Source organism: Streptomyces sp. NPDC008125 (genome assembly GCF_042957125.1).
Taxonomy (GTDB): domain Bacteria; phylum Actinomycetota; class Actinomycetes; order Streptomycetales; family Streptomycetaceae; genus Streptomyces.
Window position 1 is genome coordinate 458,980 of record NZ_JBIBHR010000001.1, and the last position, 15,526, is coordinate 474,505.

At 69.5% G+C, this 15,526-nt stretch carries 12 protein-coding genes; 1 reads left to right on the forward strand and 11 read right to left on the reverse strand.

Translation table 11 applies throughout. The features are described 5' to 3' along the window. Positions 1-66: 66 nt before the first annotated feature. Positions 67-1,503 carry an MFS transporter gene (locus ACFZAX_RS01905; RefSeq protein WP_390958087.1) on the reverse strand — a complete coding sequence of 479 codons (1,437 nt, stop codon included), beginning with the start codon at positions 1,501-1,503 and terminating at the stop codon, positions 67-69. A 135-nt stretch (positions 1,504-1,638) separates the two neighbouring features. Here ACFZAX_RS01905 and ACFZAX_RS01910 point away from each other — a divergent pair, with 135 nt between their 5' ends. Then, entirely contained in the window at positions 1,639-2,196 is a 558-nt protein-coding gene (locus tag ACFZAX_RS01910) for a winged helix-turn-helix transcriptional regulator (RefSeq protein ID WP_390958088.1), read from the forward strand. A 144-nt stretch (positions 2,197-2,340) separates the two neighbouring features. Here the strand turns inward: ACFZAX_RS01910 and ACFZAX_RS01915 are convergent, their stop codons facing one another. From ACFZAX_RS01915 to ACFZAX_RS01960, 10 genes are all read right to left on the reverse strand, one after another. Continuing rightward, positions 2,341-2,874: a MaoC/PaaZ C-terminal domain-containing protein gene (locus tag ACFZAX_RS01915; protein ID WP_390958090.1), complete on the reverse strand. Its 534-nt coding sequence runs from the start codon at positions 2,872-2,874 to the stop codon at positions 2,341-2,343. 467 nt (positions 2,875-3,341) lie between these two features. Further along, positions 3,342-3,779, reverse strand: a complete 438-nt coding sequence (locus ACFZAX_RS01920; protein ID WP_390958092.1) for a universal stress protein — start codon at positions 3,777-3,779, stop codon at positions 3,342-3,344. 80 nt (positions 3,780-3,859) lie between these two features. Further along, positions 3,860-4,705 carry a fumarylacetoacetate hydrolase family protein gene (locus tag ACFZAX_RS01925; RefSeq protein ID WP_390958094.1) on the reverse strand — a complete coding sequence of 282 codons (846 nt, stop codon included), beginning with the start codon at positions 4,703-4,705 and terminating at the stop codon, positions 3,860-3,862. Between the two features lie 53 nt (positions 4,706-4,758). Next, complete coding sequence (locus tag ACFZAX_RS01930) at positions 4,759-7,686, reverse strand: FAD-linked oxidase C-terminal domain-containing protein (protein WP_390958096.1); 2,928 nt, start codon at positions 7,684-7,686, stop codon at positions 4,759-4,761. Positions 7,687-7,760: 74 nt separating this feature from the next. Next, on the reverse strand, positions 7,761-8,624 hold the full coding sequence (locus ACFZAX_RS01935; protein WP_390958098.1) for an alpha/beta fold hydrolase: 864 nt from the start codon (positions 8,622-8,624) through the stop codon (positions 7,761-7,763). A 240-nt stretch (positions 8,625-8,864) separates the two neighbouring features. Further along, entirely contained in the window at positions 8,865-9,239 is a 375-nt protein-coding gene (locus tag ACFZAX_RS01940) for a WhiB family transcriptional regulator (RefSeq protein WP_390958101.1), read from the reverse strand. After that, entirely contained in the window at positions 9,236-9,742 is a 507-nt protein-coding gene (locus tag ACFZAX_RS01945; protein WP_390958103.1) for a dehydratase, read from the reverse strand. The genes ACFZAX_RS01940 and ACFZAX_RS01945 overlap by 4 nt, the downstream gene beginning before the upstream one ends. A 127-nt stretch (positions 9,743-9,869) precedes the next feature. Continuing rightward, on the reverse strand, positions 9,870-11,612 hold the full coding sequence (locus ACFZAX_RS01950) for a pyruvate dehydrogenase (protein WP_390958104.1): 1,743 nt from the start codon (positions 11,610-11,612) through the stop codon (positions 9,870-9,872). A 258-nt stretch (positions 11,613-11,870) separates the two neighbouring features. After that, positions 11,871-14,204: an FUSC family protein gene (locus ACFZAX_RS01955; RefSeq protein ID WP_390958106.1), complete on the reverse strand. Its 2,334-nt coding sequence runs from the start codon at positions 14,202-14,204 to the stop codon at positions 11,871-11,873. A 338-nt stretch (positions 14,205-14,542) separates the two neighbouring features. After that, a complete protein-coding gene (locus ACFZAX_RS01960) occupies positions 14,543-15,424 on the reverse strand; it encodes an alpha/beta fold hydrolase (protein WP_390958108.1) in 882 nt (293 codons plus the stop codon). Positions 15,425-15,526: the final 102 nt, after the last annotated feature.

Here is a 15,526-nt window from a genome sequence, read left to right on the forward strand (position 1 = left end):
CGGCCCGAAAGGCCGCCCCGTGGAGGAGGGCGGAGCCCTGCTCGGCCACGGGACGGCCCGTCGGCCTCAGTTCGACGCCGCCCTTCCCCGCTCCCGGAGCAGAGCCATGCCCAGCGCGGCCACCAGTGCCAGACCTGCCGACACCACCATCGCCTCGTTCGCTCCCCCGGCCATGTCGTGGGCCGACGCGGTGAGCGCGATCGTCAGCGCCACGCCGGCGCACGACCCGAGATAGCGGAAGGACTGCTGCGCCCCCGAACCCATGGCCGCGCGGGCCACCGGCACCGAGTCGACCGCCAACAGCGGCAGCGCGGCATTGAGCAGGCCGCTGCCCACCCCTGCCACCAGCAGGCCCGGCAACAGGCGCGTCCAGGAACCGGAGCCCACCGCGCCCAGCATCCCCAGCGTTCCGGCCGCGTGCAGAACGAAGCCGACGACCATCTGGTGGCGGTGCGAGAGGCGTCCGCCGAGGTGGCGCGCCAGGAGCGCGACCACGAAGGACATGCCCGACCAGAGCAGGAACAGCCAGGCCGTACTGATCGCCGACAGTCCCAGCGCCTGCTGGAGCAGCGTGGGCAGGAAGCTGAACAGGCCTATCACCGCGAGGCCGGTGAACAGTCCGCCGACGGACGAAGCCAGGAAGAGTGGTCGACGCAGCAGCGCCAGATCGATCATCGGTGTCGTCACCCGCCGTTCCACCAGGGCGAACACGGCCGTCAGCAGAACCGCTCCGGCCAGCAGAAGGACGACGGGGGTCCGTACCCAGCCGTCCCGGCCCAGAGTCAGCGCCGCCACCAGTGCCACCAGCGCGGCAGCGAAGGCCAGGGCGCCGACGACGTCGGTCCGCCCGGGGCGCGGAGAGCGCGACTCCGAGAGCCCCCGCAGCCCGCATCCCGCCACGACGAGCGCGGCGACACCCAGCACCACGTACGCGAGGCGCCAGGAGGGCATCGAACCGGCGACAAGCGGCCCCACGGCGATACCGCCGCTGACGAATGCTCCCCACACACCGGTGGCACGGATTCTGCCCTGCGGGGTGGAGTAGGCGTGGACGATCAGTCCCAGACTGCTCGCCAGGAGCGCGGCGCTGGCGGCTCCCTGCGCGATGCGCGCCAGGGTGAACAGCGCGGTCGACGGGGCGAGCGCGCCCAGAGCCGTCGCCAGGCCGAGAGCGAACGTGCCGGAGACGAAGATCCGGCGGCGACCGAAGTCGTCGGCGAGGCTGCCTCCGACCAGCAGCAGAGCGGCCAGGCCCAGCGGGGCGCCGTTCAGCAGCCACGCCTGGGCGGAGAGCGGAGTGCGCAGGTCGGACGCCGTCTCCGAGAGGGTCACCATCGGCGCGGTGTAGGTCATCAGGGCAACCGCGGTGGCGGCACTGGTCACGGCGAGGGTGATGCCCGGGCGCCGGCGCGCGTCGGGGTGGCGTCTGCCGCTGGCCCGCTCGACGGCGAGGGCGTAGCCGTCGGCCGCTTTCTCCTGGGTGCCGGCATCGGTGCCGTTCATGAGCTGTCCGTCCCTCCCGGGCCGCGATGACGCGGCGCGTACGCGCGTAAGTTCATTCACTGAACTTCGAAGTGAGGTTAACACCACAGGTTCAATCATTGAACCGACTGGCGTTGCGTTGGTTACAGTGGAGACATGGCATTGGGTAGGGACTACGCGGACCAGGAGTGCTCGATCGCCCGGGCGCTGGAGGTCGTGGGCGAGCGATGGACGCTTCTGGTGGTGCGGGACGCCCTCTACGGCGTCCGGCGCTACAACGACTTCCTCGTCCACCTCGGCGTCCCTCGCGCTGTCCTTGCCAACCGCCTCCAGTCGCTCACGGCGGAGGGCCTCCTCGACAAGCGCCGGTATCAGGAGTCCCCGCCCCGTGACGAATACGTCGTCACGGAACGCGGCATCGCCCTGTGGCCGGTTCTGCGCGGCCTGTCGACGTGGGGACGCGAGAACTACGACGTGCTGCCCATGCGCATTTTCCGGCACGCCGACTGCGGCACCGAGCTCGGACCGTACGGCGAATGTCCCGCGTGCGGGAGGGCCGTGCACCCCGCGGATGTCGAGATGCTGCCGGGGCCCGGGCTGGATCCGGACCCTGCGGATGCGGTCAGCCGGGCGCTGCTGCGTCCGAAGCGGCTCCTGCAGCCGGTGGCCACAGCCGCCGTCACGACGGAGCCGTCCCCTCGGCCCACGTCGTAGGCCCGGGTGGTGCCGGTGCGGGCGCACGGCCCGGGACCCGCCACTCCTTCGTGGGCAGGGCTCGGGCCACGTCATGGGGCGGGCGGGGAAGCAGGGTGCTCCTCCCCCGCACACCGTCAGCACGTACGCCGCCGTCGACCGGCGTCAGGGGCGCGCGGGCTCTTCCCCGGAAGGCTGACGCCGGAGCAGGTACGTGTGCCGTCCCGAGAGCACGAGTTCGCCTCGCTGGTTGTGAATGGTCGCCGCGGTGATGACGACCCCGTCGTCGCCCTTGTGCTCGAGTCCGGTGATGGTGAGCGCCGGATACAGCGTGTCCCCCGAGTGCACCTCCTCCAGGAAGGTGCAGGACAGCTCCAGGAAGGCGATGAAGGCCTCACCGATGAAATGTGGGAAGAGCGTGGCGCCGGGAGCGGTGAAGGCGAGCACCTGCAATCCGTGGACCACCGGTGCGGCATGCCCGTGCCGACGAGCCCACTCCGCGTCGTAGTGCACCGGATGATTGTCCGCGGAGACCGTCTGGAACGCGGCGGCGTGAGCGTCCGTCAGGGTGCGGCTGGGGGCACGGAAGACCTCACCCACCCGGAGATCCTCGAACGTCCTCGCCGGAACGACGAGAAAGGCGTCCGGATCGAACGCGTCCGATGCCGCCGCGGTCCGTTCCCCGCTGAGCCGATCCATCAGGTTGTCCCTTCTTCGAGGTGAATGACATGACTGGGCACCAGGCGCGCTTCCATTGCCGCGCTGTGGTCCGCAGAGTGAGCTGGTCCGGATCGATGTTGGTGGAGTCGGCGCTGCCGCCGAAGTGGGCGGTGGTGCCACGCGACGCGAGTGATGCGGGATTCCCGATTCCGTCCGCTCCGGTCGACACGACCGTGTGGCGGCCGGTCCGGGTCGGAGACCCGCACCGGACCCCCGTGCACCGTGATCCCGTTCGCTCGGGGAATCCGCCTCTTTCCTCACACGTCGAGTCGGGACGGGTGTGCCCCGAAAGAGCGGGGGGTCCAGATGACGGGCGAACGCTCCCTGGAGTGCGTCCGGTTGCTGAACAGCTCGTGGGCACCCACGGCGTGAGTGCGTGCCGCGACCGGCAGGCACGAGGGGACCGTCGAGCGGACACGGTGCGTCGCCCGCGCCCGCAGTGCCTCTCAACTCCGGCCCTTCCCGCCGTCCCGGGGAGTCAGGAGCACGGGGATACGGCTGCCGTGGACGACTGCGTCACTGACGCGAGGGTTGAACAGCGCCGCGAACAGTCCGTGCCGATGAGGGCTGAGGACCAGCAGATCGGCCTGGAACTCGGCAGCGGCGGACGAGATGGCGGCGGAGACCTCGGTCGTCAGGGCGTTGGCGAGGGTGCCTTCGGCGGAGACCCCCATGTCCCGCAGCGCGGAGACGGCTTCGTCGAGGACGGCCCCGGCTTCCGAGTCGGACTCCAGCGGGACCACGGCAGCGAGTTCCGCCGCGGTCGCCACCACGTGCAGAACACTGACCGTGGCCCCGGTGAGTCGGGCCAGCTCGCCGACCATGGTGACGGAGGTGTGGCGTGCCGGAGTGGAATCGACGGCAACGAGAATGCGAGGGAACATGAGCCTGTGAACCTCTTCGAACGTGGGTGAACATCAGCGGGGACGCGGCTTTGCGCGGTAGGGCGTCCGCGAAGGTCGGATCAGGCGGCCAGCAGCCGCTGCCGCAGCTCGCCGATTCCGTGTATCGAGCTGACGAGTTCGTCGCCCGCCTTCAGCCACCGCTGGGGCGTACGGCCGAGTCCGACGCCCGACGGCGTACCGGTGTAGATGACGTCCCCGGGCGCCAGGGGCAGGACTGCCGACAGCTTCGCGACGAGAGCCGGCACGGGGAAGATGAGCTGCCGCGTGGAGCCGTGCTGCACCCGCTCGCCGTTGATGCTGCAGGTGAGGTCGAGGCTGTCGGGGTCGGTGAACTCGTCGGGGGTGACCAGGCAGGGGCCCATGGGCGAGAAGCCCGGGTAGGACTTCGCCAGGCTGAACTGCGGCGCGGGCCCGCTCATTTGCAGAACGCGTTCGGACAGGTCCTGACCGATCGTCAGTCCGGCCACGTGGCCCCATGCGTCCGCCGCCCGCACGTGCCGGGCATGACGGCCGATGACGACGACCAGTTCCACCTCCCAGTCCGTGTTGCCTCCCTCCGGCAGCACCACGTCGGTGACCGGGCCGGTGATGCTGCTGGTGAACTTGGTGAAGACGGGGGGCATGCCTTCGGGCGTGCTGTATCCGGCCTCGGCGACGTGCTCGCGGTAGTTGAGACCGATGGCGAGCAGCTGGCGCGGTGCCGGAGCCGGAGCGCCGAGATCGGCGGGGTCGAAGGGGGTTCCCGTGCCGAGGTCCGCACCCGCGGCCCACGTCCGGAGCTCGTCCCAGCGTTCGTAGATCGCCTGGGGCTCGGGTGAGAACCGGTGGCCACTGGCTTCGTGCACGTCCACGGCCCGGTCGTGCGAGACGAGGATCAGTCGTCCGGACAGGTTGGCGATACGCATGAACTCTCCATGTACTGGCTCTTCGGAAGGGTGGCCCGGATCGGGTGAGAGGGTCAGACGGGCCGGGTGACGCGTTCGAGGAGCAGCAGGACCGACTGGTACGGACGGCCCGTGACGTGCTCCATGCCGATCTCGCAGGTGCGGTTCGCCGAAAGGTAGGCGTCGTAACTGCCCGCCAGGACCTCTTTTGCCTCGTGGGCGGTGGCCGACTCGGTCAGCTCCTTGTGGAGCATGCCGCGGTCCCCGGCGAAGCCGCAGCACTCCGCGTACACGGGGACGCTCACCTCGTGGGCGACGAACTTCGCGAGCTCGTCCAGCTGCTCCACGTCGCCGAGGTGCCTCATCGAACACGTGGGGTGGATGACCGCGCTGTCGACCTTCTGCGACGCGGTGAGGTGGGGCAGCAGCTCGCCGGCGGCCCACACCAGGGAGTCGACCACGTCGAGTTGCTCGTGTCTGCGCTTGTTCTCCGGCGTCAGGTAGGGGACGATCTCGTGCCCGATGCCCAGGGTGCAGGAGGAGGCGTCGACGACGAGGGGAAGCCTGCCGCCGTCCGTCCACTCCCAGGCCTGCTCGACGGTCTGGTTGGCCATGAAGGCGTTGCCGTCGTCGTATCCCTTGGAGTGCCAGATCGTCGCGCAGCAGGAGCCGGCGAGGTCCGGGGGAACCCAGAGGGGCCGCCCCGCCCGTTCGGAGAGCCTGACGACGGCCTCCGGCAGCGGGAGCTCCTCCCCGCCCTCGGGTCCCGCGAAGATGCGGTTGACGCAGGCGACGAAGTAGACGGCTGCGGCGCCTTCCCGTCGTGTCCGGGGCAGGTGCGCGGGAGCGGGCCCGGGTATCGCGTTGATCCACTCCGGCACCAGATCGGATGTGACCACCTTGCGGGCGAGGGAGGTGGCACCGTGCAGGAGCCGGTCGTCGACGTGCTCCGCGGCGCCGAGGGCCACGCGCACGGACGACTCCACGGCGCCGAAGTGTTCGGCGACCCGTTCGGCGTTCCGTTCGGCGAGAGGGCCGTGCCGCCGGTGCCGGAACTGCTTCATCATCGCTCCGGTGTCGATCCCCACCGGGCAGGCGATTTTGCAGGTCGAGTCGCCCGCGCAGGTGTCCACGGCGTCATAGCCGTACGACTCCAGCAGACTCTCCGCGACGGGCGATTGGGCCGGCTGGCGCATCATCTCGCGGCGGAGCACGATGCGTTGCCGGGGCGTCGTCGTCAGATCACGGCTGGGGCACACCGGCTCGCAGAAGCCGCATTCGATGCAGGGGTCGGCGATGGCCTCGATGGTGGGGATGGTCTTGAGGTGCTGGAGGTGCGCCCCGGGGTCACGGTTCAGTACGACCCCCGGAGCGAGCACACCGTGCGGGTCGAACGCCTGCTTGACCCGCCACATGATCTCCGTGGCCAGAGTGCCCCATTCCGCCTCCAGGAACGGGGTCATGTTCCGGCCGGTAGCGTGTTCCGCCTTGAGGGAGCCGTCGAACCGGTCGATCACCATGCCGCAGAACTCGTCCATGAATGCCGCGTAGCGCTCGACGTCGTCGGGCCGTGCGGCGTCGAAGGCGAGCAGGAAGTGCAGGTTGCCGTGGGCGGCGTGGCCGGCCACCGCGGCGGCGTAGCCGTAGCGCTGCTGCATCTCCGACAGCGCCTCGCACGCCTCGGCCAGGCGCGAGGGCGGGACGGCGAAGTCCTCGGTGATCAGCGTCGTGCCCGTGGGCCGGGCCTTTCCCACGGCCGTCATGAACGCCTCGCGGGCGTGCCAGTAGGTGTGCACCAGGCGGGGGTCGGTCACGAAGCTGTTGGTCACCGAGGGCACCGGCGCCACCAGGTGCAGCCCCGCGACGACGCTTGCGGCAGCGCGCTGGTCGGCGAGGTGATCCTCTTCCGAGGCGGCACGGAACTCGACCAGCAGTGCGGCGGTGTCCTGCGGCAGGTTCCGCCAGTCGTCCGGTACTCCGTGGACTTCGGCGCAGGCGCGCAGTGTGTTGCCGTCCATCAGTTCCACGGCACGGGCTCCGGCGTGGTTGAAAAGCGGCACGGCGGCTGCGGCGGCGGGCAGATCGGGGAAGAACAGGAGCGCCGTGCAGGTCTTCTTGTCCAGCGGAACGGTGTGGAAGACGGTTTCGGCGATGAAGCCGAGGGTGCCTTGCGAGCCGACCATGAGGCCCCTGAGGATTCCCACCGCGTCGGAGCCGTCGAGGAACGCGTCCAGCCGGTAGCCGCTGGTGTTCTTCAGCTCGTACTTGGCGCGGATGCGCGCCACGAGCGCGCTGTCCCGCTCGATCTCGCCCTTCAGCGCGAGCAGGGTCGCGCACAGTTCCGGCTCCGCCGCCCGAAAACGCGCCTCGGCGTCCGGGGCCGCGGTGTCCACGACCGTCCCCGAGGGCAGCACCACGGTCAGGGACGAGAGCAGCCGGTAGGAGTTGCGGGTGGTGCCGGCGGTCATCCCGGAAGCGTTGTTGGCCACGACGCCGCCGACGGTGCACGCGCTGGAGCTGGCCGGGTCGGGGCCCATGAGCCGGCCGTGCCGGGAGAGCGTGATGTTGGCCCGGCCCACCGTGGTCCCCGGCCGTATCCGGGCCCTGTCGCCGCCGTCGAGGACCTCTACTCCGGTCCAGTCGCGGCGTACGTCCACCAGGATGTCGTCCCCCTGAGCCTGACCGTTGAGGGATGTGCCCGCAGCGCGGAAGACGACGTGACGGCGGTTCTCGCGGGCGAATCGCAGCACGGCTGCCACGTCGTCGACGGTTTCGGCGATGACGACGACGCGCGGAATCAGCCGGTACGGGCTCGCGTCCGACGCGTATCTCACCAGGTCCGAGATCTTGTGCAGCACTTTGTGCTCGCCCAGTCGAGCGGCGAGGGCGTCCCGGAGAACGTCCGGGGTGCCGGACGCCCGGCTGTCGGCAACCCTGTCGACCGACGGCCCCGAAGTCGTGTGGGGACGGAGCATTCCCGGTTTCGGATCGAGCAACGGCATAGGGTTACCTTTTTCCTTCCATGTCGTGGTTCGGTGTCGTCGCCCAGCGGTGTCGGGCGCGGTCAAGTCGGCTCTCAGCCGCTCCAGCCGTCCAGGAAGGCCAGGAGCTCGGCGTTGACCACCTCGGGCTGCTCTTCCTGACAGAGGTGGCCGCACTGAGGAATGGCGACTCCGCGGACATCACGGCCCATGCCCTTCCACACGTCGAGGACGTCGTACGCCTCTCCGACCGCGCTGAAGTTCTCGCCCCAGATGGTCAGCACGGGGCAGTCGATGAGCTGGTCCTGGTCCTCGCGGTCCTGGGCCACGTCCTCGGCAGCCGCCCGGTAGTCCATGCAGGAGCCCCGGACCGCCCCCGGCTGCCGGTAGGCGCGGACGTAGACGTCGATCTCCTCGGCCGTCAGCATGTCCGGGTTGTAGGACCAGCTGCGGTAGAAGTACGTCAGCCAGGCTTCCTCGTTGCCGGCGATCAGGGCTTCCGGCAGATCGGGAACCTGAAGAAAGGTGAAGAACCAATACCCCTGCCGCGCGAGAGCCACATCGTAGGTGTCCGCAATGACCCTGGTCGGGATGTTGTCCATGGCGACGAACCGGTCGACGCGGTCGCGGAAGTCCTTCGCGAACCGCGTCCCCACGCGCGCACCGCGGTCGTGGCCGATCAGCGCGACCTTTTCGTGTCCCAGGTGGTCCATCAGGGCCGCGACGTCCTTGGCCATCGTGCGCTTGTCATAACCCGATGCGGGCTTCTCCGTGTCCCCGTAGCCGCGGAGATCCGGAGCTATCACGGTGTACTTCTCCGCCAGCGACGGAATCTGCTTGCGCCAGCCGTACCAGGTCTGCGGGAATCCGTGCAAAAGATAGACCGGCGGCCCCTGTCCCGCACTGACCCAATGCTGGTTGATTCCGTTGAGAACTGCCGTGTGATGGGTGATGTTCATGGAAGTCGTCCTGCCTCGTCATGGATTTCGGAACAGGTCCAATTCTGTACAGAGTCCTTGCGCCGACTTGTCCGTGAGAGCACACGTCCCTTTCCCTCAGCGCCCTCGGCACCCTCGGACGCCCAGTCCCCTCGTCGCCCTCGGACGCCCAGTCCCCTCGTCGCCCTCGTCGCCTTCGGGCAGGACTTTCTCTGCGACCTCCGGTACTCGACGCGCGCGAACGGCGCCGGCTCCACCTCCCTATTCCTGACCCCGGCGCTCCCTCTCCGTCATGCCTCCCCACACGCCGTAGCGCTGACGAGAAGCCTCGGCGAAGGACTGGCAGTCCAGCTTCACCGCGCAGGCCCGGCAGACGGCGCGAGCACCCTCCTGCCTGCGCCGTCGCCTGTTTCCCCTCTCGTCCGAAGGAGAGAAGAAGACGGAATCCTTCATCCCTCGGCAGGCCGCTCGGGCCTGCCACTCCCACACACTGGCAAGCGGCCGTGCATGTGCTTTCACTTTTCTCTCCTCCGGCTTCTCGTCCGAATGGAGGGAGCCGTCGTCGGGACGTACGACGAAACGTCGCGGCCAAACACCTGACGGCGCCGCACTGCGCGGCGCGGCACGCGGAGTCATCTCCGCAGGAAATATTTGTGCTGCCCGGAGAAGACCAGATTGCCGACCTGGTCATGGATCGCGGACCGAGCGGTCAGGAAACTCTCTCCGTCCTGCGAGGCGAGGCCGGTGACGATGAGTCGCGGGCGCAGGGTGTCCCCGGGGCGCACCTCTGCCAGGAACCGGCAGGACGCCTCCACGAGACCGACGGAGAGTTCGCTTGTCGAATGCGGAAAGGTGACGCACGCGAGCGTGGCGAAACGCGATTCGTTCGCACCGCGGACCGCCGGCTCAGCCTCTCCTCGACGCACGTCCCCCTCGCCTCCGTACCGGACGTCATGACCACCCGCGGCCATGAGGTGGAAACCTTCGGCGCGAGCGCGGGTGAGCGTACGGCTCGGCCCTCTGAGGATGTCGCCCACTGTGAGGCGGTCCATCACCTCGACCGACACGGTCAGGTGGGCGGCGGCATCGAGGGGGAGCTGAACGGACGCGACCCTCCGGGTTCTTCTTACGGTCCTCATGTGCTTTCCCTCTCGTTCCGATGACCGGGCGACGTGCCGTCGTGATGTCGTGATCTCGTGATGTCGTGATGTCGAAACAGCAAGGACTGCTGCCCTCCGGGTGTGCCCGGCTCACGCGCTCACGCGCTCACGGTCGCGGAATGTTGCGCAGATTGGTCCGGGCGACGTGGACCATCCGCCCCACTCCACCGGTGAGGACGGCACGGCCCGCCGACAGAGCGAAGCCGCTGACCTGTTCGGCGGTCGTCCTGGGTGGGACGGCGAGCGCGTCCGGGTCGGTGACCACGTCCACCAGGGCCGGCCCGTCGTGCGCGAACGCCTCACGCAGAGCGCTGCGAACGTCAGCCGGATTCTCCACCCGGATGCCGCGAGCACCGGCCGCTGTGGCGATGGCCGCGTAGTTCGTGTGCGCGTAGGTGGTCCCGTGCGGAGGCAGGCCGTCGACCATCATCTCCAGGTCGACCATCCCCAGCGAGGAGTTGTTGAAGACCACAACCTTCACCGGCAGGTCGTACTGCACGAGGGTGAGGAAGTCGCCCAGGAGCATGGAGAATCCGCCATCACCGGAGAGGGAGACCACTTGCCGCCCGCGGTCGAGGAACTGGGCGCCGATCGCCTGGGGCAGAGCGTTGGCCATCGAGCCGTGCACGAAGGAACCCAGGACGCGGCGACGGCCGTTGGGGGTGATGTAACGGGCCGCCCAGACGCAGCACATTCCGGTGTCGACCGTGAACACCGCGTCGTCGGCAGCCACTTCGTCCAGCACCGACGCCACGTACTCGGGGTGGATCGGGGTGAACGACTCGACGTTCCTCGTATACGCGCCGACCGCCTTTTCCAGGCTCTGGACGTGCTTGTGCAACATCCGGTCGAGGAACCGTCGCGACTTCTTCTCCCGCACGGCCGGCGTGAGGCACTTCAGCGTCTCGCCCACGTCCCCCCAGACGGCGAGCTCCAACTGTGTCCGGCGGCCCAGCCGTTCGGGCTGTATGTCGATCTGGACCGTCTTGACGTTCCGCGGCAGGAAGTTCGAGTACGGGAAGTCGGTGCCGAGCAGGATCAGCAGATCGCAGTCGTGCATCGCCTCGTACGCGGCGCCATAGCCGAGCAGGCCGGACATGCCGACGTCGAACGGGTTGTCGTACTGGATGTGCTCCTTGCCACGCAGCGCGTGTCCCACCGGGGACTTGATCTTCTCGGCGAAAGCCATCACCTCGGCATGGGCGCCGGCCACGCCTCTGCCGCAGAACAGTGTGACCTTGTCCGCGGCGTCCACCATCTCGACGAGTCGCGCGAGTTCATGGTCGGGCGGCCGAACGGAGGGCCGGTCCAGCGGTACGGTCAGCTCGACTCCCCCGCTGGGAGCGTCCTCGTCGGCGACATCGCCCGACAGGGCTACCACTGACACTCCGCGTCGGCCCACGGCGTGCTGGATGGCCGTCTGGACCACTCGGGGCATCTGACGGGGGGAGGAGATCAGTTCCGAATAGTGGCTGCACTCCGCGAACAGCCTGTCCGGGTGGGTCTCCTGGAAGTACCCGGTGCCGATCTCGCCGCTGGGGATCTGCGCCGCGAGGGCGAGGACAGGGGCCATCGACCGGTGGGCGTCGTAGAGGCCGTTGATCAGATGCAGGTTGCCCGGCCCGCACGATCCCGCGCAGGCGGCGAGCTTCCCGGTGAGCTGCGCTTCGGCACCGGCCGCGAACGCCGCGACTTCCTCGTGCCGCACCTGCACCCACTCCAGGGAGCGGTGTCGTCGGACGGCGTCGACCACGGGGTTCAGGCTGTCGCCCACCACGCCGTACATGCGGTGCACTCCAGCACGGGCCAGAAGATCGACGTACTGCTCAGCAACGCTCTGCTTGGTCACTTCACTCCCTACCCAGATCGATCATCGGGCTGAACCAGGCTAATAAGCGCATAACGCGATGATTTGCCTTCCGTGCACCTCACGAGGACTCTGAGCGCACAGCCGCCCTGTCCTGGCCAGGCTGTCGAACCCTCCGCCAGGTCGTCCGCGGAGACGTCGACGGCGTCGAAGCGTGTGCGAGGCGCGCCCTGTCTCCCGGGCCGCGTACCGCCCGGCCCCTGCCGGAACGCCGGCCGGCGGCTCGTGCGCAGGCGCCTGTCACATGTGCGGGGTGTGCGGGGGCCTTCTCCCACCGCCGCAACGCACCGCCCACACCTTCATCCGGCGCTGCGACGCAGCGGCCCTCAGTGCCGGGCCCGCTACCGATCCCTGGAGCCGCCGCGCCACCGCGATGTGGTCAGCGGTCCAGATCAGCCGGATCGCCGTGCTCGTGCTCCGACCGTGGTCGTCGACGAGTTCGCGGCGTACCACGTCGATCACCTGCTCGTCCGCGTCGTTGTCCCGTGGCCTCCTCGGAGGCACTTCGCCGTAGCCCGACAGGGCCCGCGCCGCTTCCTGGTACCAGGAACAGACCAGCAAGCCGCCACGGAGAATCTCGGCCCGCGCCGCACGGTCGTCGACGGCCGGCGCCACGTCGTCCTGGTCCCAGAGCTCGACCACGGCGTCCGCCGTCAGTCGCAGAACGGCGACCGCCGTCATCAGTGCGGTGATGTCCGACAACGCGATCTTTTTCGTGCCCCGTTCGGCGAGGAAGCCGCGCAAGGCGTCGTCGAGTCTCCGGGCCGCCGCCGCGGCGTCGCGCTGCTCCTCCTCCGGCGCTGGGGCGAACGGCGTGAGCTCGTCGCCCCGGCCCAGACCGTACTCGATGGAACGGCGCAGGTAGTCGGCGCTCTCCTCGAACGCCTCGGCCAGGGCCTGGCCAAGGGCGGACACGGCCCCCCGGGGCCAGAACAGCAGGCCGACTCCGACGCTCACGGCGCAGCCGAGAACGATGTCCTCGAAGCGCACCAGCCCGATCGTCCACCCTTCCGGAGCGATGATGTTGAACAGGATGAGGAGGGCGACGGTGAACCCTGCCTGACCGGCGGCGAAGGAGATGGCCGCAGGCGCGATTCCAGTGACGACGATGGCAGGCGGAAGCAGAACCCAGAACATCACGTGGTTCGAGCCGAGGAGGAATATCAGCCCTCCGCCCACGACGATGCCGCCCAGCGTGCCCAGCAGTGCGCGTAGTGCGTTCTGACCGGTGAGCAACGCGTTGGAGCGAAGGACGGCCATGGTGCCGGAAACCATCCAGAACGAGTTCTGTACGCCGGTGAGCCCGGCCATGAGTACGGCCAGGCCGAGGGCGAAGGCGCCGCGGACGCTGTTGTGCATCCAGACGGAGTGGAGCTCGACGTGGGCTCCGGCCCGTTCCTGCGCCAACGAGAGGGCGGACGAGATGTTCGCCGGCCGGCGGCCGAGCGCGCGCTGCCACCACCGGCGATCCCGTGCGGCGACGACGGACTCGATGTTCTCGGTGATCGACAGGATGAGGGAGCTCATCTCCTGCGCGCGGAAACTGGGTTCGAGCGATCCGATGAATCCCGCGACGGCCGACCGCCGCTGCCGCGCCCCCTTCGGGTTCTTCGCGGGCGGGGTGTGCAGCAGCGCGCGTTCCATGGCCGCGGAAGCGTTCCGGAGCCGCTGCCGCGCCGGCGCCGGATCGGCGAAGTCACCACCGAGCGAGTCGAGTCGGGCGGCTCCCATCCCCAGCAGCTCCGCCGCCGCCCGCATGACGTCGCCCACCACCGCGTCGGGAGGGGAGGTGGAACCGTTCAACGGGTTCCGGTCGAGGATCTCCTCCAGCCACACCACCTCGTCGACCAGCCGGACGAGCATGCGCGTCGCCGTGGTCAGTCCGGTCGGCCGGTAGGGAGTCCCGAAGAAGGAGGTGCGCAGCGCCGCCACCGCGGTGGACGATTCGGCCAGCAGCTTTTCCAGGGCCGCTCGGCCGTCCCCACCGAAGTCGCCCCGCCCGCACTCGACTTCCGCACGCAGCCGGTCGGCGAGCAGGGCACAGGACCGCACCATCGCGTGTCGCAGCGGCTCCCGTGCGGGCGTCGGCCACAGAAGAACGATGGCGATCAAGGACGCGGCGCCCGCCATCGAGTAGCCGGCCAACCGGTCGGGAAGAGACGCCACGGGTCCGGGCACCATGACCGCGAGAATGAAAACCGCCAGCAACGACGTGGCCGAACCGGCGATCACCGAACTGACGACACCGGAGAACAGGACGCCGAACGCGACCAGCCCCATGATGAGGGCTGCCAGCCACACCGGTTCGGCTGTCAGGGTGCCCAGACACACCAACGCCGCTCCGGCGACGACGAGCGAGGCCTGCGCGGCCAGCCGTTCGGGCAGTGGTCCGCCGAAATCGACGAAGAGCAGAAGGGCGATCGAACCGAACGCGGAGAACATCGCCACCGTGGAGTTGCCGAGCACCTCCGTACCCAGTGCGAAGAGGCCGGGCACCACGATCGCGGCGCGGCCCGACCGGCGCAGCGCGGCCAGACCTGCGTCACGGGTGCTCAGCGAGTCCAGGACGGTCACAGGTGGCTCCTTGGCGAGCGTCGGCAGGTGCCCGTCACGGACGGAGGCTCCGTCCTCTGTCCGTGACGGGCACCTGAGGGATTGCGGCGGGGCACCGCCGGGGTGCGCGAGGACCTCCGTGCGCGTGCGGTCCTGAACCGCTGCACACGGAGGTCCTCGCCTCGCCGGGTCTCCGGGCCGGCAGCTCGCCCGGCCGACCCGGACGGCCTGTCACACTGCTCGCCCGGTGACACTCACGGTGCGCGCCACCGGGTGGGCAGCGGTCACCACCGGCGCGCGGCCGTCGCCCGCGGCGGCGCGCGGGTCCGTCGACCGAGTCCGGTGGCGGCAGACGCTGATCAGCCGGTGGCCCGGGCGGCGGCGATGACCGTGTTCGCGACCGTGCCCGGGTGGGTGATCAGGGAGAGGTGACCGGCCGGCACCTTGACGACGTGGGATCCGGCCCGCTTGGCCATGACGAGCTGCTCGGCGGGGGGAATGACGTGGTCCTGGGTGCCGACGACAGCCCAGGAGGGCCGGGTCTTCCAGGCCGGAGCACCGGAGGGCTCGGAGCCCGCACTCACCGCGAACGGGCGCTGACCGGCCGCGAGCAGGCTCGCCTGGGCGCTGGGCACCCCGTTGGCGAAGCACTTGTCGAACCCCTTGTAGGAGGGTCCCGAAGCCGTCTTGAGGTAGGCGTCGGCATCCCCGGATGCCGCACCGGGGTAGGGCACGAGGTTGAGGAACAGCGAGGGGTCGACACTGACGCAGGATCCGGGCTGGGCGGAGTTGATCTGGAAGACGGTCTCGCCCTTGTCGGGGATGTAGGCGTCGTCGTACACCAGAGCCTTGACGTTGGGCAGCGTCGTGGCCGCGTTGGTGATGACCATGCCGCCGTAGGAGTGGCCGACCAGGACGACCGGGCCGGGGATGGTGGACACGAAGTCGGCGATGGTCTCCGCGTCGGAGGCAACGCCGCGCAGCGGGTTCGGCGGCGCGTAGACCGTGTAGCCGGCGTGCTGGAGGCGGGAGATGACCGGGTTCCAGCTGGAGGCGTCGGCCCAGGCGCCGTGCACCAGCACGATGGTCGGCTTGGCGGCGGCCTTGACACTGGGGGCACTGGTGGCGCCGGCCGCCGCAGGGGTGCGGGGGGCGGCGGTGGTGGGGACGGCGAACGCGAGCGACCCGGCCGAGACGGCCGTGAGCGCGGCGACGAGGGTACGTCGGGAACGAGGGTTCATGGTCTGTGTCTCCTGCAGAAAGCGGTGAGTACGAGTGGACGCCCGCGAGACGCGGGGTCCGTCGTCGGTTCGGTGAGTCGGTGTCAGGCCTGTCGGCCCGGC